The following is a 19,662-nucleotide window of genomic DNA, read 5'->3' as shown; positions in this document are numbered from 1 at the left end:
CATAGACGTCATTTTATCATCATTGATGGGGAACCTCGGGTGAGGCTCCCCTTTATTCACCGGTACCCGTAAGGGAGCTTTCTATGCACTGATGTGTATAGGGGTCGATCTACCATTCGGAGGAGGCAATGCGACGCTGCGCCGACCAGACTGATTGTGGCTATGAAAACCGGGACAGCGATTTATTTTGTAGAGCATGTGCACTGCCGTTATTAAACACTGCGTTGGCTGGTCGATATGTAGTAGAGGCGTTGCTGAGTAAGGGGGGCTATGCGGCTGTATTTCGCGGTATTGATCGGAACCTTTCGCGACCGATCGCGATTAAAGTGCTTCTACCTAGCAAGACAACGCCTGCGGAACGAGATAATTTCTTGCGCGAGGCGCGAATTGCGGCTGCCCTGGATCATCCTAATATTGCACCAATTCTTGATTATGGCAAAGATGGACCCAGTGTTTTTCTGGTGATGCCATTGTATACCGTGGGCTCTTTGCGCACCCGGTTGGCTGAAGCCAATGGGCCGCTTCCAACTGCTGAAGCGGTGAAAAATTTTCACCAATTGGCTTCGGCTCTCTCCTATGCCCATACTCGTCCTCGTCCTGTGATTCATCGCGATATCAAGCCAGAGAATATCCTCCTGCACCAGGAAGATTATCGTCTGGTGATTACTGATTTTGGGATTGCACGCTCTTTGGAACCGGGTGCACGTGTGGGCAAAACGATTACCGTACGCGGCACCGTTGGGTATATGGCTCCTGAGCAGACGGCAGGTATCGTTGATCCACGTAGCGATGAATATGGCTGTGCTGTGGTCCTCTATGAGATGTTAACGGGGTATCATCCCCTTGATCCCTTTGGAGATGTGGTTCCTCCTGTCTCAAAGCTAAACCCTGATCTTCCCATTGCGCTGGATGGTGTTATGCAGAAAGCTCTGGCGAAGCAGCCACAGGATCGTTATGAGGATATGCTGGCATTCCAGCATGCCTTTGATCTTGCGCTACGGCCAGCGACACGCCAGCGGCCATTGGTGAATAATGATACCTTCTCATCTCATGCTTCAGAGGCTATGCGACCTGCATTACAGGCTACCAGCACGAAGAATCAAGGAAACCGCTCACAATCTGCTGCTTATACAGGAACAGGCCAGGCGGCGGCGCAGCCCTCTGTGCCAGTGAATACCACAAGTGTCCGTGAGAAATGTCGTGAGGGCGACCTGCATCTGCGGCAGCAGCACTATGCGCAGGCTTTGCAAGCGTATGAAGAGGCTTTGCAGATGGACCCTCTGAACTTTTATGCCTGGAATGGAAAAGGAACGGCCCTGTATAGTCAGGGCAATTATCGCAAAGCTTTAGAGTCGTATCAAAGAGCTACAGAGATTGATCCCTCAAATGCAGTTGTCTGGGTCAGTGCTGGACTGGCTCTTAATCGCTTGCAGAGACATCAGCAGGCCCTGGTCCATTTCGAGCGTGCTCTGTCGTTGGACCCTCGCTATGTGGCGGCCTGGAACGGCAAAGCCGATGCTCAGATGGATATGAATGCTCATGAAGCTGCGCTGCGTTCCTATGAACAGGCTCTCGTCATTGATCAGAGGAGCTTCTCCGCCTGGAACGGCCTTGGGAATGCACGCTCTTGTTTGAATGATTTTGCGAATGCAGTTGAAGCGTATAAGCAGGCTCTTCTCTTAAATCCGCGCAGCGCCGTAGCATGGTGTAATAAAGCAGAGGCTTTGATCCGTCTAGGACATAACAAGGCTGCGCTGGATGCTCTCAACGAGGCTACAGAGATGGATCGTAATTATGCTCGTGCCTGGAATCTCAAGGCCGAGGTTTATGAATCCCTGGGACATCCTCAAGACGCACAAAAAGCCAGGCGACGTGTACGGCCATGGGGCATAAAGAATTAGCCGGGCTTATTATACTGTCGGGCCATTTGTGCTATATAATAGAAGACAAAGCTAGCTGTTTGGAACTGTGTAGGTCTGACATGCGCACTGTAGGTGCGATCTCCCGTCCCCTACCAATAAACTAACGCCTAAAGGACATATTATGGCTACGTACACAGATGTATTTGGTGCGCGCGCTACTCTGGATGGTCTTCAGACTGGTGGCACTATTGCTTATTATCGCTTAGGTGCTCTGGCTGAACGTGGCGTTCAGGGTCTGGAGCGGCTCCCTTTTACGGTTAAAATCATTTTAGAGAATCTCTTGCGCCATGCAGGTGGTGAGCTTGTGAGTGAGGAAGATGTCCTCTCACTGGCTCGGTGGAAACCTGGTACAGCAGCTTCAAGTGAGGCTGAGTACCCATATATGCCGGCTCGTGTCTTGTTGCAGGATTTCACAGGAGTGCCTGCTGTCGCTGATCTCGCAGCAATGCGTTCAGCGGTTGCACGTATGCAAGGAGATCCACAAAAAATTAACCCATTGGTTCCAGCGGATCTGGTGATTGATCATTCTGTACAGGTGGACTCATTTGGTTCAACCCTTTCCGTAGGCAGGAACGTGGAGCGCGAATATGAGCGCAATAGCGAGCGTTATGCGCTTCTGCGCTGGGGGCAGCAGGCGTTTAGTAACTTCCGCGTGGTGCCACCAGGAACCGGTATTGTGCATCAGGTGAATCTGGAGTACCTGGCCTCAGTGGTCATGAGCAAACAAGATGGTGGAGAGACCGTTGTTTTCCCCGATACACTGGTTGGCACTGATTCGCACACAACCATGGTGAATGGCCTGGGGGTTCTGGGCTGGGGCGTGGGTGGAATCGAGGCGGAGGCTGTTCTTCTGGGTCAACCTCTTTATCTGCTTACTCCAGAGGTTATTGGCGTACGTTTGAGTGGAGCTCTACCTGAGGGCGCAACAGCGACTGATCTGGTCTTGACCGTGACGCAATTACTGCGTAAACGTGGCGTTGTTGGAAAATTTGTCGAATTTACTGGATCGGGTCTTAGTCAGTTGCCTTTAGCTGACCGGGCAACCATCTCGAATATGTCGCCTGAATTTGGGGCCACAGCCACGATCTTCCCGATTGATGCCGAGACAGTGCGCTATCTGCGCGATACTGGTCGTGATGAGCAACTGGTTGAACTGGTTGAGCAGTATAGTAAGGCGCAGGGCCTTTTCCGGACCGATGATCAGGTCGAGCCACTTTTTGATGATCTCTTAGATCTGGATCTGAGCACCATTGAGCCAAGTCTGGCAGGACCACGTCGCCCGCAGGATCGCGTCCCTTTGCAGAAAGTGAGAGAGACCTTCCGCACCGTTTATGCGGATCGTTTTGCATCCAATGGGAATGGGAACAGTGAAAATGCGCTGATCCGCCTGGGCTCTGAGAGCAATAATACCAATCCTGATCCAGTAGAGCAGCAGGAGACCAATGTACTGGTGGAGATTGGTGACACCCAGGTCAAGATGGCACATGGCTCAGTCGCCATTGCTGCCATTACCAGTTGTACCAATACTTCGAATCCATCGGTGATGGTTGCCGCTGGCCTTGTGGCGAAGCATGCTGTTGAGCGAGGCCTCTCTGTAAGACCATCAGTGAAGACAAGTCTGGCACCTGGTTCACGCGCTGTGACAGAGTATCTGCAAAATGCTGAACTGCTCCCCTATCTGGAGGCCCTACGCTTCCATCTAGTGGGCTATGGGTGTACGACCTGTATCGGCAATAGCGGCCCCCTGGCCGAGCCAGTTGCAGAGGCTGTGCAGCAGAATGATCTGGTTGTAGCAGCGGTCTTGAGTGGCAATCGCAATTTTGAGGGCCGCATTCACCCACAAGTGCGAGCCAGTTTTCTGGCCTCCCCTCCTCTAGTGGTTGCTTATGCTCTCGCAGGCACGGTAGATATCGATCTTGTCAACGATCCCATCGGTACAGACAGTAATGGGGAAGCTGTCTATCTCCGCGACCTCTGGCCTACTCAGGAAGAGGTGCGTACAGTAGTTGCCCAATCGGTGACGCCAGAGATCTTTGCCCGGAACTATGCCCACGTCTTTGACGGAGATGAGCATTGGCAGGCGCTCTCCAACTCGACCGGTCCACTGTTTGATTGGGACCCCACTTCAACCTATATTCAAGAGCCTCCCTTCTTCAAAGATATGTCTTCTGACCCGGCACCTATCAAAGACATCAAAGGAGCGCGGGTGCTGGTAATGGTCGATGACTCCATTACAACTGACCATATCTCGCCCGCAGGGAGCTTCTCAGATAAAAGTCCAGCGGGCCGCTATCTGTTGGAGCATGGTGTGCAGAAGCGAGACTTCAACACCTATGGAGCGCGTCGTGGCAACCATGAGGTTATGGTGCGTGGAACGTTTGGTAATATCCGCCTGCGCAATCATCTGGTTGGCGGCAAAGAGGGTTTCTATACCACGCATCTGCCAGATGGAGTCGAGACGACGATCTATGAGGCATCCGAGAGCTATCAGCGAGAAGGTGTCCCTCTGCTGGTGATTGCGGGAAAAGAGTATGGCTCGGGAAGTTCACGCGACTGGGCTGCAAAGGGTCCATTATTGTTGGGGATCCGCGCCGCTATCGCCGAGAGCTTTGAACGTATTCATCGCAGCAATCTGGTTGGAATGGGCATCCTTCCTTTACAATTCCAGCATGGTGAGAGCAAAGAGTCATTGGGGCTGACGGGCCGCGAGACGTATGATATTCTTGGGCTGGAGGAAGGCCTCAAGCCTCGCCAGGAAGTCAACGTCAAAGTGACACGCGAAGATGGCTCAACCTTTACCATTCAGACACTGGCACGATTAGACAGCAGCATAGACGTTACCTATTATGAGAATGGTGGCATCTTGCCAACCGTCTTGCGCCGTCTGATAAAAGAATAAGAGCCTGGGTCCTTGAGAGGAGGATATCGATAATCCTCTCAAGGACCCGGATGGATCAAGACCGAGAGATTGCCTGCGTAGCCCCCTGTTCGGTCACAGGAATGGGGAGCGCAACAAAAAAGATCGTCCCACCTCCCTCACGGGCCTCTAACCAGATTCTTCCACCATGGGCCTCCACCAGACCTTTGCAGACAGCCAACCCCAGCCCTGAACCGGTGCGACTACCAATGTTGGGGCGTGTATTGGTAACGCGAAAGAACTTATCGAATACGCGTTCGCGATCGGCGGGTGGAATACCCGGGCCACGGTCTGCCACTTGAATCAGCGCCTCATGGCCCACCTGTTCTGCGCGGATATCGATAGGCGAGCCAGGGGGTGTATAACGTACAGCATTCTCAATAAGATTGGTGAGCACCTGATCCATTTGAAGGTAATCTAGCTCAACGGGTGGTAGATCTTCCGCATAGTTTTTGTTAATGGTGCGACCTTGCAACAGCGTGTGCAGACGTTCCAGCACATCATCGAGCAGATCAGGAAGAGGATACAACTCTTTCTCTGGCTTGAGAGCCCCCTCTTCAATCCGAGACATATCCAGCAGGTTCCCCACCAGACGATTTAAGCGATCGGCCTCTCGTTCAATAGTGCGAGCAAAGCTCCGTTTGGTCTCTTCATCCCACTGGATATCCTCTTGTTGTAGCGAGCTGGCCGCAGCCTTAATAGAAGAGAGCGGTGTGCGTAGATCATGAGAGACCGAGGAGAGCAAAGCCGAGCGTAGAGCATCGGTGCGCTGTAAGATCTCGATGCGAAGATTTTCGCGCTGGAGTCGGACGCGTTCAATCACAGACGTTGCCTGATCGATAAAGGTCCAGAAGAATGCAGTGCGTGTACTGGGAACATGCTCCTCTTCAGGACGGGTCTCCCCTGGAAAACGATGCAGGCCACCTTGAATACGGAGGCGCATCACACCTAGCACATGGTGACCGGTGCTCAGCGGCAAGAGAAGAAGGCGTGAATGGGAACTGGTTGTTGCATTATGAATGATCACACGTTGAGCCGAGCGCCAGGTTTCTTGCGGAACCAGAGCCGTATCGTGTATCCCTTGAATCTCTCCACGGCGCATCACATCGGAGGCAAGGGCATATTCATCGGACGAGAGAGCCAGAGAATCAAGGGTATGGGGAGCATTTGCCTGAATGGTGAGCTTACCTTGAGCATCAGGTAAGAGAATCGCACATTCTCGTACACCCCAGGAGGAGAAGACCATGACAACCGATTGAGCAATCGTTGCAAGCATCTGCTCTGCATTCTCAACATTGTTTGTCGCCTGGACTAATTCATAAAGAATCCGTGTCTCGCGTTCGCGGCGACGGGCCTCTTGCACGCGGAGGCGTAAAGCAGCCGCTAATTGACCCGTCAGGAGAGCATCGACCAGGAAGACCACAAGAGCAATCCATTCCTCAGTTCGATAGATAGTAAGCACAAAGAGAGGAGGAACCAGAAAAAAATCAAAGGTCAAGAAAGCAATAATTGAGGCCATCACCGCAGCATAGCGGCCTCGTGTGCTGGCCAGAGGAAGAACCACCAGGAGATAGATAATAGAGATATTTGGGATGCGTGGATAGAGTTGGAAGGCATAAATCAACACCGTAACCAGCGAGGTACCAGCCACCGCTAGAAGCGTATCGATGAGATAATGATGCCAGAAAGACTCAATATTCGTCTCAACAGTTGGCTGGTTGATCTGTTTGGATGGCCTTAAGACGGACATGGATACGTTTCTCTCTTTTTCATCTAAATCTCGTGGCGCGGGTACCCCTGCATGGGAAGGAAGCGCCACCCCTCCCTTTCTTTGTAATCGGCGACCAGAGAGTGAGACACATAAGTGCAATTCACTGTCTCATACTGTAAAGGGAAAGATGTCAAAAACTTCTCAAGAAAAGTTTAAAAGGGCTCAAAAAGCCCCGGGTGATCTGTGGACGGCTCACAACGTTTCCATTATTGGTGAACCATCGTTATGCAGCGTTCACGGCTTTAATGAAACGCATTTGTCTCTGAGCGCCGCAATCCGAAGGCAAGAGACACGCGATATTAAGTGTTTGAATGGCAGCGTTATCGCCTGTATCCAGGCGTGAGAGTGGTGGGAAGAAATCTCAGAACATGATACAATAGTTAGATAACAGGCATTGGTCAGACCGATGGCAATAAGATCAGGAAGCGTAGTGTAGCATGTATATTTCTCCCCAGTCAATACGGCGTTTACAGCAGGTGCATGGAGTGCTAAGCCGGCTCAACCCGGAGGCGGAGCCAGAGGCTCGTACGCTTCCAGGGAGAATGCAGCCGCAGGCTAACGTCATTGTGTTAACGGGCTCATTTAATCCACCCACTACAGCCCATATTGCGCTTTTAAAAGAAGCCCAATTGTATGCACGTGCACATCAGCCAATGTATCTCTATGCAGCAATCAGTAAGAAGATAGTCAATAAAGAGCATGTAGAACGCCCTTTATTAATAGATCGTATCATCTTACTGGAAGACGTATTGAGGAGACGTATTCCCCATGCAGGCTTGCTTCTCTTCAATCGTGGATTATATGTAGAGCAGGCGCAGGCGTTGAGGAGGTCATTTCCTCATGTACAGAAGATCTATTTTCTGATGGGCTTTGATAAGATCCTGCAAATCTTAGATCCCAGATACTATGAAGATCGGAATGAAGCATTGCAGGCGCTGTTTCAGCAAGCTGAGTTGCTGGTAGCGCCGCGTGGGAGTGCGAGCCACAATGACCTGACGGCCTTGCTTCAGCAGACAGAGAATCAGCCCTATGCCCGTTATATTCATGCGCTTCCGTTTGGGCCACAATATCGAGAAGTCTCCTCGACCCATGTGCGTAAAGATGAGTACCTTTATGGGGACAATACGCTTCAGGAGGTGCGTGCTTTTATGCGGCATACTCGAGCGTACAAGCCGCCCCTCCTTTTGCCCGATGGAACAGAATTAAATGAATATGAAAATCGCGTCAAGTATCTTACGCAGCTTTTTGCTCCTAAGAACGAGATGAGCGAAACGTAAACTCATTCACTCCGATCTGAACGACATCACCCTCTTGTAATTGAGCGCGTTTAATCGGTTTTCCATTAATGAAGGTGCCAGTAGCGGAGCGGTTATCGATGATCTCGAATGAGCCATGGTAGATCTCCGCAATTGTTGCATGATGGCGGCTAACAGTAACATCTTCCAGAAAGATATCGCACTCGCGGCTGCGGCCAATCGTCATTTGTGGGAGGAGCTCGATGCTTTGGACAGAGCTACTCGGATTAGCAAGATGGAGTCGAGCGATCACTGTTGCTTGAGGATCGAGCGTTTTTCCAATATGGAGCTCTTTCCCTCGTGAAGAGGCTAATTGAAATGGTCGCGTCCCTTCATTGGCATAGAAGGTCATCTGGGTATTGCCGAAGAGGATCTGATCCCCGCTGTTGAGCACTTGTTCAGTGATGGAATGACCATTTACAAAGCTATCATTGCTTCCATGGTCATCATGAAGAAGATAGCCAGCGTGTGTTAAGAGAATGCGAGCTTGTTTGCGATGGACAGAAATATCCTCTAAAAAGATATCGCTATCGCGGCTGCGGCCAATGGTGGTACATTCTTTCCATAACTCGATGCGCTTACCAACCAGAGAGCCTTTCTGGATGACAAGATACGCGGTTGAATTCTGTTCCTGTGTCATAGGGCTCCCACTCTATCTGCTACCCAAACAATTGTGATGGATGAGGAGGAATTAGCGGAGGTATTTAATCCATCTCGCCTGAAAGAGTATAACGAATTAGATAGAGATGTGTCAAGGTTTTAAGAGGCTTGTGGGCGAGAGTCTTTGATCTTTCTGGTTCAGCGTGTGACCTGACGGATCGAAGCCTGGATAATCCAGATTATCACATCTATTCCTGATAAGAACAGCGTGGAGAATACCTGTTCGTGGCTCTACTGCGGTTGAATTGAGTATTCTCCAACAATGCACAATTTCCTCAATTAGTGTCCAAACCAGAGAATCAGGAGGACCGCTACAATCCCAATTGCCAGGAGCAAAAGGATAACCAGTCCCACCAGGAGAATAGCCATAGTTGGTGAGAGCCGAAGAAACTGCTGATAGATACTCTTATACAGTGGAAGAGCAGGAGGAACCCGGTCAACCTGATGCTCTTGAAAGAAGATATGTTCGGTTGTAACTTTCCCTTTCGCTGGTTGTTGTGGTTTAACCTCAACAGGGCGCTCGCGCGTCGCAACCTGGACAGCTGCTGCATAAGCGGTACTCTGTCGTGCGCCACGAGCCACTGCCTTTTCCGTTGGTGCCAACGGCAGCGTCGTGGCCTCGCGTGGCCTGTTAATTGAAAAAGTGCGCGTCTCTCGGTTTAACGTCGTGCGCGTCTGTTCACTACTGGCGGGCCGTGAACGTTGAGCGTTCAGGAGAGCCGACTCATAGGATTGGGCAAACGTGAGAATGCTGGGATAACGCTGTTCAGGTTTCTTGGCAAGTGCCCTCAAAAAGACTTCGTCCAATTCGTGAGGAATGGTAGGATTATAAAAGCTGGGGGGCTCAGGGGGAGTATGGTGATGATGATGGAGCAGTTGAGCTGCCGTTCCTTCAAAGACCGCCCGGCCCGTCATCAATTGATAGATCATGACAGCCAATGCATACTGATCGGCTGATGGTCCAACATGGACAGAAGTAGAGAGGGACGGGTCATCAAACTGTTCTGGTGCCATATAGAGTGGGGTGCCAACCGAGCGATGGAGTGAGCGCCCCATGCGATAAAAAGCGGCCAGTCCAAAATCGGCCAGGAGCAGATGAGGGCGACCATGAGGAAAAATATGTGCCAGAGCGGCATAGGGCCCATTCCTCAAAGGGCCTCGCTCCACACGGATAAGGAAGTTTGTGGGCTTGATATCGCGGTGAATAATGCCATGATCATGGGCATGCTGAAGAGCAGTAGCGGCTTGCATGAGATAGTATCCGGCCTCCTCAGCCGAGATAGGCCAGCCAAAGCCAAATTGTTGTGTGCGCCGCTGGAGCCAGTTCCAGAGCGATCCTTCAGAGATATAAGGCATCACCAGATAGGTAATGGGACCACTTGTGGCATCGAGCGTCTCTTCTCCAAAATGATAGAGCGGAAGAATATGTTCATGCTCTAACTCAGCAACTGCTTTAGCCTCACGCTCAAAGCGGTCTGCGGCCTGCTTTCCTTCGGGGGTATTGGGAACGGCTCGTAAATCACCACAGATGACCTTAATAGCGACTTTGCGCCCGATTCGTGCATGTTGAGCTAAATAAATATCACCCATACCACCACTCTCGACAAGACGTGCAAGACGATACCCGCCGAGCATTTTCCCCACCAACATATTCATCAAAACTTCCCTCAAGTTTAAAAGCGGGAGGATAGCTGTAAGAAAGCCCCTCTTCCCCTTCAACACTCTTCTCTAATAATAGTATACCTGCACTCACGAAAGATGCTGGCAGAACATAAGACAAAAGTGCTATATAAGATGATTTTATGATATTAACGTACATAAAAATGCATATAGAGATAATTTGATAATATGCTTAAATATTTTCAGACAAAAATAAGGGGGTGGAGAGCTACCCCCTTGTTCTTGCGCATCTTGCCGCATGTTTTAGTTACCCCTCTAAAAGGCGCAGGGCTTCACAGGCTGGTGTATAGAGCTCTGGCCTGGTCTCCATCAGTGTACGGAGATCGGTGCTGGCAGCATGCAGACGATAGTCGACAACAAGTTGACAGGCAAAACGGACAATGGAAGCGCGTGGGTCATTGAGTGCTTCGCGCGCAATCTGCTGACTCTGCTCCGATCGGCCCTGCGGGTCCATGCGACGCAATGCCTCTAACGCCTGTGCGCGCACATACGGATCGAGATCGTTAGCGGCCTGTTGAATGGTCGGTAAGGCGATTGGATTGCCAATCTGACCACAGGTTCGGACGATGGCTGCATAGGCAATACTTTCAGGAATAGCAGGATGGCCAGATGGCAGATTTTCTGGTTGTTTCGCCTGCTTTAAGCGTTCAGTGAGATGAATCGTGCGTTGAAGAAACTGGAGAAGAGGTTCAATCGCAGCAGGGTCTCTTAGATTTCCCAGGGTATGGCACAGGCTCTCTACGGCAAGCGCCTGTTGTAGATCATTGACATCAGTGATCTGCGAGAGGAGCGTAAGGAGAGAGGGCAATGCGCGCACCTCACGAAGTTCTCCTAGCGCTCTACTAATCGCAAGGCTCTGCCTCCAATCAGTAGTGGATAGAGCAGCAATCAGCGTGTCCCGGCCAGTATTCCCCATCCACCGCTCCAGCTCTCTCATCAGTGGTAGACAGGGAGAGACTACATCAACTATACGTGGCTCATTCATCTCTCCACGTGAGATCTCGCCCCAATAGCGCCCAAGGAGCATGCCCAGGCGATGGAGCGCGAGCGCTTGCTGCCAGGAGATATGGATGCGCACACTTTCAATTAATGCTCGGGCGCGATCTGGAAATGACCGTTCAAACAGAAGTGGCAGGGGGCGCTCAGGCCCTGGCGAGGGATGTGTCAGCGTATCGAGAAGTACCTGATGAAAGATCAGGGCTGCATTTTCCAGCAGAAGGGGATGCTCAGCAGGCTCTTGAGCCTGAACTGGTCCCTGGAGATAGAGCTCCAATGGTAAGGCGTAGTAGAGCGCACTTGCCAGATAGCTTTCTAAGCCTGGAGCATTGTCAAGGCCACTGGCGATTAAGAGAGGTGCAAAGCGCTCTTGTTTGAGTTCCAGGCATCGTTCGACCACATCAACTTTTGCCCACCCTCTGGCCATGCGTAGAGCATTCATCAATGCCTCCATCGCTGGAAGGGTTCCCTGCCTTGCCAGGGCTTGTGTCGCGTAATAAGAGGTTGTTGGATCGATGGCTAATTGTTGAAGTTTTGTGGGGATATCACTGGCCGTAGCTGTGTTTCCCGCCCCTGTAATCCCAAGCATACGATAGTAGCCCAACATCAGAATGGCAAAACGGCGAGCCCTTCCAGGCAGAGTCTCACCCGGATTTGCGTCAGCCGGGAGATCAGGTGGATCTCCTCGATCAATAATCTGGAGCCAGACTGGCAGTAGCGTTCCAGCTCGATCGATCTCATAGAGGAGTGGCATAAGGGTAGATTGCCATTGTGGTACGGAACCAACATTCAAGAGAGGGATAAGCTGATCCGCAGTCTCAACGATCGAGCGTTCCTTCCAGCGCAGAGCCGTAAGAAGCCTCGTTACAGCCGTACGTAAAGAGCTCAAGCGCTGTTTTATGTCTGGATTGTCAGTATTGAGGGGAGGGATCGGACGGCGAACCGCAAGGTGTTCAACCGTTCCCAGGCGTTCAAACATCTGAGTGTCAGGAATGATGGATGTGGACGAAAGGAGAGGCGGAACTGGCCGGGCAGACTCAGCTTGTGTATCTGTCTCTTCGATAACGAGGAAGCCAGATTCGTGAAGTTCAGATGGAGCCGGGGATGTCGCTTCTAGTTGTTTGTTATCTTTCTCACTCATAGACTAGCACGCCCTTTCATTTCAACCATCGTAACCGACCAGCCAGCGGTAAGCTCTTGAGAGAGCATGACCCTCTTTCTATGATAGCATCCCGGCCTAATAGCGGCTTCCTTTTGATAGGTCTTGTTTATAGGCCTTGCGAAATATAGAGCAGTTTGTTATAGTGAGCGTGTCTATTTACAAAGCCTACTAACAGTTAAAGGGAAGAGACATGCGCGTTGGCCTACTCGAAGATGATATTGCAATACAAGAAATGCTTCGTCTCGTCCTACAGGATGAAGGCTACACCGTAATTAATTTTGCGGATGCTACAGCCTGTCTCGAGGCTTTTCATATCAACCAGCCTGTGGAGGAGCCGATACCAGTTGACCTGATGATTGTGGATTGGCGTCTGAGTGATACCACCACAGGAACAGAAGTTATTCAGCAATTGCGCCAGGACCCGCGCCTTCGCACATTACCTATCATCCTAACGACCGCAGCCACCTTTAGTAATTTTGAACAGATCGAGCATTTACAGATCTCCTTCCTCGAGAAACCATTTTCAGTTGATGAAATGACAGACCTGATTAAAGAGATCACCACCAATGGGCAGGGCGAATAAGGCCCTTATTTTCTGAGTCCGGTTGCCCACAGCAGACCTGTACAAGCCAAAAGTCCTACCTTTTCTTCTGAGATAGCAGCAGCAAACCCACCATTCCTGAGAAAAAAGCCCATAAATTTTTTTTAAGTATGCTCACAAGAAGCGTCAGACTCATCCATTCCTTAGAAATTGCTGAGTATGCCTTAGAGAATCCTGAAAGTTTTTCTGTTCCTCTTGTCCCTGATAGACTCTTCCTGTTATTCTGTCTTTAGCGAGAGTCTCATACCCGATCATGAAAAAGCCGTAAGAGATTTGTAAGGGCCAGGCAACGACAAAAAGCTTTAGCTCCTTAAGTGCCGACTGAAAGAGAGTTCAGAGTGAAAAAGATTTGCATAGAGTACAGCAGGCATTCTGGAATCTGGAAAAAGAATGAGCTTGAAAAAGCACAGTAGCTCTGAAATCCGAAGAAAAACTGGTGCTCTCATGTCTAGTAAGCTGTATCTAAATTACCACATGAGTCGTGTTGTAGGTAGAGAGACAACAATATCCTCTCTATCTCAAAGCGAGTACCAGGAAGAAAGCACGCGTAAGGAGTAGAAGCAGGCAAACATCCGATGCGACCTGTGCTTGGATGTTCTGAATGGAACAAAGGTGTGCCGTCAAGCACTCTTTTTAGAAGGAGAATGATAATGCAATCACAAAAAGGACGTGGCCGCGGTTTTGCTTCAATGAGCCAGGAGAAGAAGCGAGAGATCGCTAGCAAAGGTGGAAAAGCTGCTCACGCTCAGGGTACTGCTCATAAGTGGACCAGTGAAGAGGCCCAGGCAGCCGGGCGCAAAGGTGGATCGATCAGCCGCCGGCGCTCAAAGTATAATGTCCAGGCATAATCAAGAATATACAAGAAGAAGAGGTTGATGTAAAAGCCGCCTCTTCTTCTTGTATTATGTTTGTCAGAAATTTTGCCCTGCTAGAGGGTCGTAACTGGTTCAAAATAGTGAAGATGCAAAACAGAGGGCCGGATGGCCCTTTTTTCTATGCCCCTGACAGGACTATTTGCATAGCTGGCTCTGAACAGCGGTACAGATTGGTATAATAATAGCAATAGATTTTTGAGACTCAATTTCGTTCCCTAAGTAGACGTTCATAAAAGGGTTTTACCACCTGGTATGAAACCTTTATGTTCAGAAGAGATATATGCTGAAGAATTGATGCTGTAGAGTCAGGTGTGAACAGCTTTTTGGGAGATAGACGTCATGAAAAACATAGAGCTTAAGGTCGATGGCAACAAATTGGTGATTGAGGTAGATTTGGACCAGGAGTTTGGCCTCTCTTCTAGTGGAAAGTCGATTACAGTAGCCAGCACTGAAGGGAATATCGCAGTGCCAGGGCGTGAAGAGATCAAGATTGGTTTAAATATTTATAAGCCGCGACCTAAGAATTAGCTAGCGTCGATAGCATGTATTGTTGCGTGTACAGGTGGGCACCTCCTTAAAAGAAAGTGTCCACCTGTATTTCAGTTTGGGACTTTTTGACAGAGAAACACGTGCCAAAACTCTCTATAGGTGATCAGGAAACTTGGTTATGCTTTTGTTGGGTGATGAGAGTATGCCGGGAGTGAGGCTGTGGTGGGTGGAAATGGAATGGTTTGGATTGTAGTTATTGGTTGGTGGTGAGGGAACCCGACCACTGCTCTCTTCATTCAGTGTTCTGAGGAGGATCGGAGCCATACAAGTAGCAAAACAAGAGGCAGGAGGCAAGCGATGATGAAAATACAAAAAATAGAGAGGCAGCGCCAGATGATCCAGACACCCCAACAGCCCTCTCTTGAGCAGAGCGTTGAAGCAGTGCCAAATGAGGCCCCCTTGAACGCGCAGATCCTGGCTCGTACAGATAGTGCGGAGCGGATTGCGCGGATTGAACTACTGAAACAGCAGGTCGAGGCTGGTGCCTATCTGATTGATAGCCAGACGCTTGCACAGACTCTGCAAGCGTCCTGGAATGCACATGATCTTCTAGGAATAGGAGATCGCGACCTGTTAACCGAGGCAGGATCAGAAGAACCATCCTAGGAGCGGTCGGGAGTAAAGATCTGGTGGTGCACACTCTGTGTAGGTTGGCTATATGGATAAGAGCCAACTGGCTGGAGTGTGCCTTCTTGCTGTAAGCGTACCAGTTGGAGAGCAGTCTGTGGTGCCTGTTCGGGTGCTACAGAGAGTTGAGCTGCTAAACGAACGAGCTCTGAGACCTCATCGATATCAAAGAGGGGATCGAGCGTCTCTATGTTGAGTCCTTGTTGTTTGGCCAGTATTATTGTTTGTTCAAGAACAACCTCGGTACTCATTGGGATGCCGCTAAAGACATCAAAAGGTTTCTTCATAGCAATGAGATAATACCCCCCATCTTCAGCAGGACCCAGGACTATATCTGCCTCCTGCAGTTTTTTGTGTGCAGTAATAATGCAATCCAGACTGATCTGTGGAGAGTCGGACCCAATCAGGATAATCTGCTTATAGCCCTGTGAGTGGAGCCATTGAAATGCATGAAGTAAGCGAGCGGCAAAATCAGCGCCTTCTTGTGGAAAGCAGCGTGCCACGATCCCAGGCACTAGAGTCTGGAGGAAGGCTGCATAATCGACTTCAGCAGGAGTATAAGCCCAATGGAGATCCAATGCAGGTATCTGAGCAAAGCGTTGTGCGAGATCCTGAAGAAAGGCCTGATAGAGTGTAAGAGTAGCGGTCTCTCCAATGGATCGAGCCAGACGTGTTTTGGTCTGACCAGATTGTGGATACCTTGCCATAATCACAAGAGCAGTATCTGACATTTCTACCTCTTTATCAGAAAGCTATCGAAGAGCTCTTTTGTGACTTCAGATAGCGGAGTATTTTTACTATATCACGTCTGTGTATCAATCTATTTGCATACGAAAGCTACTTTTATTACGATCATTCAATCGTGTATAATCTGGAATGAAGAACCAGGCAGCGTCGTAAAGAGAGCCTCAAGCCAACGAAGGCAATAAGAAAGAGGGGCTCTTATTCATTTTTGAGATGAAAAGGTAACAACTGGTTTCAACTATTGCAAGAGAAAGAACAAGAGAAGAGATAATAAGGGAGTGTATGGATTTGGAACCTGATGAGATGTCTATGCAGGGGTCTTCCCAATCATTGGGCTCGAGCTCGAATGAGAGTGACATTATTCCAGTTGAAAATGATATAGTTATCCGCACAGAGAAGCTGAATAAGTCCTTTGGCGATAAGCAAGTGTTAAAAAACATCGATTTTAAGGTTCGTCGACGCGAAGTAGTAGCCTTAATTGGACCAAGTGGTTCTGGCAAGAGCACGCTTATTCGCTGCTTAAACGCCTTAGAGAAGGCCGATAGCGGAGAGATTTATATCCAGGGAGAGAGACTCGACCCCAACCTTCCCGTGAAGCAGCTCAGTCCTATGCGACGTGAATTAGGCATGGTTTTTCAAAATTTCAACCTTTTCCCCCACATGTCCGTGTTACAAAATGTAATCGAAGCGCCTTTACTTGTGCGAAAGATGTCCAGAGACCAGGCCGTTGCTCTTGGTGAGAGCCTGCTCAAAAAAGTAGGGCTATTAGAGAAACGAGATGCCTTCCCCAATCGTCTATCAGGAGGACAGAAACAACGGGTCGCGATAGCACGTGCCCTGGCGATGCAGCCTCGTGCCTTATTATTTGATGAGCCAACGTCGGCTTTAGATCCCGAGCTTGTCGGGGAAGTCCTGAAAGTCATGAAGGATCTTGCTTATGAAGGAAGCACAATGGTTGTAGTTACGCACGAGATGCAATTTGCTCGTGATGTCTCTGATCGTGTGGTCTTTATGTCAGATGGATCAATCGTGGAAGAGGGAGATCCCGAGGAACTTTTCCGAGCTCCAAAAGAGCGGCGTACGCAACTCTTTTTAGAGCGTGTGCTCTCAGTGTTGCCATAAAGCTCGATTGCCAACACTCTCTTATGTTAAAAGCGGGGTGCCCCATAGTGTGAGCAAGTGGGAGCAACCACAAAAGAATGAACGGAAGTGGCTGTATCATGACAAACGAATTGAATCGACGATCTTTTTTGAAGCGTACTGGACAAACAGGCAGTCTGGTACTGGCAGGAAGCCTGCTACCAACAGTATTGGCGGCCTGTGGAGGGAATATCTCTAACGCACCTGCGGCAGGAGCAAAAATTGAAAGTAAAGGGCTCAAGACTGCTGGCGTCTTGCAGTGGGGAGCGACAGCAGAGAATGGAGCCCCCTATGTGTACCAGAATCCAGACGGTTCGGGGCTTATTGGCTTTGAGCAAGAGATCGCTGATGCTATCGCAAAGTTAATGGGAATCAGCCAGAAGCATGTCGAGACAGATTACGCCCAGATGGAGCAGGCGTTGCAGGCTGGTAACTTTGATGTGGTTATTAATGGTTGGGAGGCAACCGAGGATCGACAGAAGACCGAGATCTTTACCCAGTCCTATTACCATTATGGTCAGCAGATTGTTGTGCGGACCAATGACCCTCGTTTTGCCAACAAAACACAGGATGATACCCTTTCACTTACCGATCTTCATGGCTATAAAGTTGGAACAGGTGCAGGGTTTAAGGCCGAGACGCTCCTGGCCGACGATAAAGCGATCACCTTACAATCGTATGACCCTGACCTCCCCTTTAATGATCTGGCGCTGGGCCGTATCGATGCGGTTCTGATCGACCTGCCAACGGTAGCCTATTTTGTGCAGGGGGCAGGACCTGGCGGTCAAAAGAACAAAGATTTGAAATTAATTGGCAAACCCTTTGCCCTGGGTGATTATGTGATCGGTTTAAACAAGAGCAACCCTAACGCGGAGACCCTGCGTAAAGAGCTTGATCAGGCGCTTACCGAGCTAAAAAGCAATGGGACGTTACGCCAGATCTATCAGAAATGGAACCTCTGGAACGATCAGCAGGCTGCAATTGGCATCAAGTAACCATGGAGTGTGATATATGGGTCTAGCCTTGCAGGCATTGCCAGCTTTTCTTGTAGGAGCCAGGAATACAATTATCTACTGTGTGCTCTCATTTATTCTGGCCCTTCTGTTTGGTCTTATCCTGGCTTTAATGCAGAGCTCGCGTTTTCATTGGTTGAGTGGTCCTGCGCGAATCTTTGTAGAGATTGTTCGTGGAACGCCGATTATTGCCCAGATCTTTATTGTGTATTATGGGCTAGGAGCGCTTCTGGTACAGGCTTTTCCGATTCCTGTGGATCATCCTGGTGCCTGGAGCATTGCCAACCTGATCAATCCCTGGACTGCTGGCATTGGGACACTGGCCTTCAACTATGCTGCCTACGAGGCTGAGATCTATCGAGCGGGATTTCTTTCCGTAGAGAGAGGGCAGACAGAAGCTGCCCTTTCCCTCGGTCTGACGCCGAGGCAGAACTTTGTTCACATTGTTCTGCCGCAGTCGATCCCTTTGATGATTCCGCCTTTTGTCAATGATTTTATCTATCTGTTAAAAGATTCCGCCATCGTCAGTGTGATCTCTGGGACGGATCTGACCTCTGTCCTGAATTTCTGGGTTGTACGTAATGGTAGCAATACCCTGCCGTTCTATCTATTGGCAATCGTTTTCTACCTTGTCCTGAGCCTTCCAGTCTCCTATGTGGCAAGAGTATGTGAGCGTCGTGTTCGGGCAGCGCTCTAGATGCAATCCTCTGAGAGCTGTTGCAGGGCAACAGCTATGAAGAGAAGGGGCATTGTATTGTGAAGGAGAATCATGTCGCAATCTCAACTCCATGAAGAGCTCGATAAGGTGTTAGCAAACAGAAAAAGGACATTGCAGCCTCGCGATGCGCTTGTGGGTCTAAACTATCTCTTCTATCTTGGATTAGCCGCCGCTATTGGTGGAGGACTCTTTTATTTTTATGCCTATCGGCAGCTAGCATTGATGGTTCTGCCAACATTGCTCATGGGAGCGCTGGCAACCATGATCATCTCCGTTGCCAGTATTGTCTTTGCGGTCTGTCTGGGAGTTCTCGGTGCCTTAGGACGCCTGTCGAAGTTTGCGCCGCTGCGCTGGCTGGCGAGTCTCTATGTTGAAGTTGTTCGGGGCACGCCATTGCTGGTCCAACTATTGTTATGGTATTTTGGAATCGGGACGCTGCTGTCGAATCTGGGATTTGATCCCTATAATCTTGTTTTTCAGCTCATGACGGCTCTCCAAAGCAATAGCCTGGTTCCCAATGCTTTTAATGGGTATTTTTATGGTATTCTTGGTCTGAGTGTTAACTATGGGGCCTATCTGACAGAGGTATTTCGAACAGGGATTCTGTCAGTTGATAAGGGCCAGACAGAAGCGGCGTTGAGCCTGGGCCTGGACTCCCGGCAATTGTTGCGTCATATCATTTTGCCACAGGCCTTTCGGCTGACTATTCCGCCTCTGACCAATAACTTTATTACCTTGATTCAAGATAGTGCCTTCCTCTCAGTGTTGTCGGTACTGGAGCTAGAATATCGAACCTTAGGATTGGCTCTGCCACAGCTTCAACCTGGCAACAAGATGTTTATCTTTATCCTGGGTGCGTTGCTCTATCTACTCATCTGCTATCCTCTGTCCATCTACGCACGCTATCTGGAGCGAAAATTAATTCTGCCAGTAAAATAGCCTCTTTTCCAGCAGTGAAAACGAAGGAACTGGTTCAGTCTGCAAACGTTTAC

16 protein-coding genes are annotated in these 19,662 nt (G+C 49.7%); 11 read left to right on the top strand and 5 right to left on the bottom strand.

Annotated elements, in window-relative coordinates:
• Positions 1-128: 128 nt before the first annotated feature.
• Positions 129-1,901 carry a serine/threonine-protein kinase gene (locus EL628_RS17775; RefSeq protein WP_126581255.1) on the top strand — a complete coding sequence of 591 codons (1,773 nt, stop codon included), beginning with the start codon at positions 129-131 and terminating at the stop codon, positions 1,899-1,901.
• A gap of 142 nt (positions 1,902-2,043) precedes the next feature.
• Positions 2,044-4,821 carry an aconitate hydratase AcnA gene (gene acnA, locus EL628_RS17770; RefSeq protein ID WP_126581254.1) on the top strand — a complete coding sequence of 926 codons (2,778 nt, stop codon included), beginning with the start codon at positions 2,044-2,046 and terminating at the stop codon, positions 4,819-4,821.
• A gap of 55 nt (positions 4,822-4,876) precedes the next feature.
• Here acnA and EL628_RS17765 read toward each other — a convergent pair whose 3' ends face one another.
• A complete protein-coding gene (locus EL628_RS17765; RefSeq protein WP_126581253.1) occupies positions 4,877-6,589 on the bottom strand; it encodes an ATP-binding protein in 1,713 nt (570 codons plus the stop codon).
• 458 nt (positions 6,590-7,047) lie between these two features.
• Here EL628_RS17765 and EL628_RS17760 point away from each other — a divergent pair, with 458 nt between their 5' ends.
• Positions 7,048-7,887 (top strand): nucleotidyl transferase family protein, encoded by an 840-nt coding sequence (locus tag EL628_RS17760; RefSeq protein ID WP_126581252.1) that lies wholly within the window; start codon positions 7,048-7,050, stop codon positions 7,885-7,887.
• Here EL628_RS17760 and EL628_RS17755 read toward each other — a convergent pair.
• The 3 genes from EL628_RS17755 to EL628_RS17745 form a co-directional block, all read right to left on the bottom strand.
• Positions 7,862-8,545: an FHA domain-containing protein gene (locus tag EL628_RS17755; RefSeq protein ID WP_126581251.1), complete on the bottom strand. Its 684-nt coding sequence runs from the start codon at positions 8,543-8,545 to the stop codon at positions 7,862-7,864. The two genes, EL628_RS17760 and EL628_RS17755, sit on opposite strands and share 26 nt — an antisense overlap.
• Positions 8,546-8,844: 299 nt before the next feature.
• Complete coding sequence (locus EL628_RS17750) at positions 8,845-10,221, bottom strand: serine/threonine protein kinase (protein WP_126581250.1); 1,377 nt, start codon at positions 10,219-10,221, stop codon at positions 8,845-8,847.
• A 271-nt stretch (positions 10,222-10,492) separates the two neighbouring features.
• The gene (locus tag EL628_RS17745; RefSeq protein ID WP_126581249.1) at positions 10,493-12,382 is read right to left on the bottom strand and encodes a HEAT repeat domain-containing protein; all 1,890 of its coding nucleotides are present in this window, start codon (positions 12,380-12,382) and stop codon (positions 10,493-10,495) included.
• Between the two features lie 211 nt (positions 12,383-12,593).
• Here EL628_RS17745 and EL628_RS17740 point away from each other — a divergent pair, with 211 nt between their 5' ends.
• The 4 genes from EL628_RS17740 to EL628_RS17725 all read left to right on the top strand — a co-directional run bounded on the left by EL628_RS17740 (position 12,594) and on the right by EL628_RS17725 (position 15,034).
• Complete coding sequence (locus EL628_RS17740) at positions 12,594-12,986, top strand: response regulator (protein WP_126581248.1); 393 nt, start codon at positions 12,594-12,596, stop codon at positions 12,984-12,986.
• A gap of 668 nt (positions 12,987-13,654) precedes the next feature.
• Entirely contained in the window at positions 13,655-13,852 is a 198-nt protein-coding gene (locus EL628_RS17735) for a KGG domain-containing protein (RefSeq protein WP_126581247.1), read from the top strand.
• Positions 13,853-14,218: 366 nt separating this feature from the next.
• Positions 14,219-14,407: a hypothetical protein gene (locus tag EL628_RS17730; protein ID WP_126581246.1), complete on the top strand. Its 189-nt coding sequence runs from the start codon at positions 14,219-14,221 to the stop codon at positions 14,405-14,407.
• A gap of 318 nt (positions 14,408-14,725) precedes the next feature.
• Complete coding sequence (locus tag EL628_RS17725) at positions 14,726-15,034, top strand: flagellar biosynthesis anti-sigma factor FlgM (RefSeq protein ID WP_126581245.1); 309 nt, start codon at positions 14,726-14,728, stop codon at positions 15,032-15,034.
• On the opposite strand, the gene EL628_RS17720 is transcribed toward EL628_RS17725, so the two are convergent.
• Positions 15,031-15,786 carry a TIGR04282 family arsenosugar biosynthesis glycosyltransferase gene (locus EL628_RS17720; protein ID WP_126581244.1) on the bottom strand — a complete coding sequence of 252 codons (756 nt, stop codon included), beginning with the start codon at positions 15,784-15,786 and terminating at the stop codon, positions 15,031-15,033. The two genes, EL628_RS17725 and EL628_RS17720, sit on opposite strands and share 4 nt — an antisense overlap.
• A 295-nt stretch (positions 15,787-16,081) precedes the next feature.
• Here EL628_RS17720 and EL628_RS17715 point away from each other — a divergent pair, with 295 nt between their 5' ends.
• The 4 genes from EL628_RS17715 to EL628_RS17700 all read left to right on the top strand — a co-directional run bounded on the left by EL628_RS17715 (position 16,082) and on the right by EL628_RS17700 (position 19,609).
• A complete protein-coding gene (locus EL628_RS17715) occupies positions 16,082-16,921 on the top strand; it encodes an amino acid ABC transporter ATP-binding protein (protein WP_245994137.1) in 840 nt (279 codons plus the stop codon).
• 98 nt (positions 16,922-17,019) lie between these two features.
• Positions 17,020-17,934: an ABC transporter substrate-binding protein gene (locus EL628_RS17710; RefSeq protein WP_126581243.1), complete on the top strand. Its 915-nt coding sequence runs from the start codon at positions 17,020-17,022 to the stop codon at positions 17,932-17,934.
• A gap of 16 nt (positions 17,935-17,950) precedes the next feature.
• Positions 17,951-18,649 carry an amino acid ABC transporter permease gene (locus EL628_RS17705; protein ID WP_126581242.1) on the top strand — a complete coding sequence of 233 codons (699 nt, stop codon included), beginning with the start codon at positions 17,951-17,953 and terminating at the stop codon, positions 18,647-18,649.
• 72 nt (positions 18,650-18,721) lie between these two features.
• Positions 18,722-19,609, top strand: coding sequence for an amino acid ABC transporter permease (locus EL628_RS17700; RefSeq protein WP_126581241.1), 888 nt, complete (start codon positions 18,722-18,724; stop codon positions 19,607-19,609).
• The last annotated feature ends 53 nt before the right edge of the window (positions 19,610-19,662 follow it).

It is taken from the genome of Tengunoibacter tsumagoiensis, from assembly GCF_003967535.1.
GTDB classification, from domain to species: Bacteria; Chloroflexota; Ktedonobacteria; order Ktedonobacterales; family Ktedonobacteraceae; genus Tengunoibacter; species Tengunoibacter tsumagoiensis.
This window is presented reverse-complemented; position numbering and strand designations above follow the sequence as displayed.

Excerpts from the sequence above, each read along its gene's own strand:
- EL628_RS17725 (WP_126581245.1), top strand. The coding sequence starts at position 14,726 with ATGATGAAAATACAAAAAATAGAGAGGCAGCGCCAGATGATCCAGACA.
- EL628_RS17765 (WP_126581253.1), bottom strand. The coding sequence starts at position 6,589 with ATGTCCGTCTTAAGGCCATCCAAACAGATCAACCAGCCAACTGTTGAG.
- EL628_RS17760 (WP_126581252.1), top strand. The coding sequence starts at position 7,048 with ATGTATATTTCTCCCCAGTCAATACGGCGTTTACAGCAGGTGCATGGA.
- EL628_RS17740 (WP_126581248.1), top strand. The coding sequence starts at position 12,594 with ATGCGCGTTGGCCTACTCGAAGATGATATTGCAATACAAGAAATGCTT.
- EL628_RS17700 (WP_126581241.1), top strand. The coding sequence starts at position 18,722 with ATGTCGCAATCTCAACTCCATGAAGAGCTCGATAAGGTGTTAGCAAAC.
- acnA (WP_126581254.1), top strand. The coding sequence starts at position 2,044 with ATGGCTACGTACACAGATGTATTTGGTGCGCGCGCTACTCTGGATGGT.
- EL628_RS17755 (WP_126581251.1), bottom strand. The coding sequence starts at position 8,545 with ATGACACAGGAACAGAATTCAACCGCGTATCTTGTCATCCAGAAAGGC.
- EL628_RS17705 (WP_126581242.1), top strand. The coding sequence starts at position 17,951 with ATGGGTCTAGCCTTGCAGGCATTGCCAGCTTTTCTTGTAGGAGCCAGG.
- EL628_RS17715 (WP_245994137.1), top strand. The coding sequence starts at position 16,082 with ATGGATTTGGAACCTGATGAGATGTCTATGCAGGGGTCTTCCCAATCA.
- EL628_RS17750 (WP_126581250.1), bottom strand. The coding sequence starts at position 10,221 with ATGAATATGTTGGTGGGGAAAATGCTCGGCGGGTATCGTCTTGCACGT.
- EL628_RS17745 (WP_126581249.1), bottom strand. The coding sequence starts at position 12,382 with ATGAGTGAGAAAGATAACAAACAACTAGAAGCGACATCCCCGGCTCCA.
- EL628_RS17730 (WP_126581246.1), top strand. The coding sequence starts at position 14,219 with ATGAAAAACATAGAGCTTAAGGTCGATGGCAACAAATTGGTGATTGAG.
- EL628_RS17775 (WP_126581255.1), top strand. The coding sequence starts at position 129 with ATGCGACGCTGCGCCGACCAGACTGATTGTGGCTATGAAAACCGGGAC.
- EL628_RS17720 (WP_126581244.1), bottom strand. The coding sequence starts at position 15,786 with ATGTCAGATACTGCTCTTGTGATTATGGCAAGGTATCCACAATCTGGT.
- EL628_RS17735 (WP_126581247.1), top strand. The coding sequence starts at position 13,655 with ATGCAATCACAAAAAGGACGTGGCCGCGGTTTTGCTTCAATGAGCCAG.
- EL628_RS17710 (WP_126581243.1), top strand. The coding sequence starts at position 17,020 with ATGACAAACGAATTGAATCGACGATCTTTTTTGAAGCGTACTGGACAA.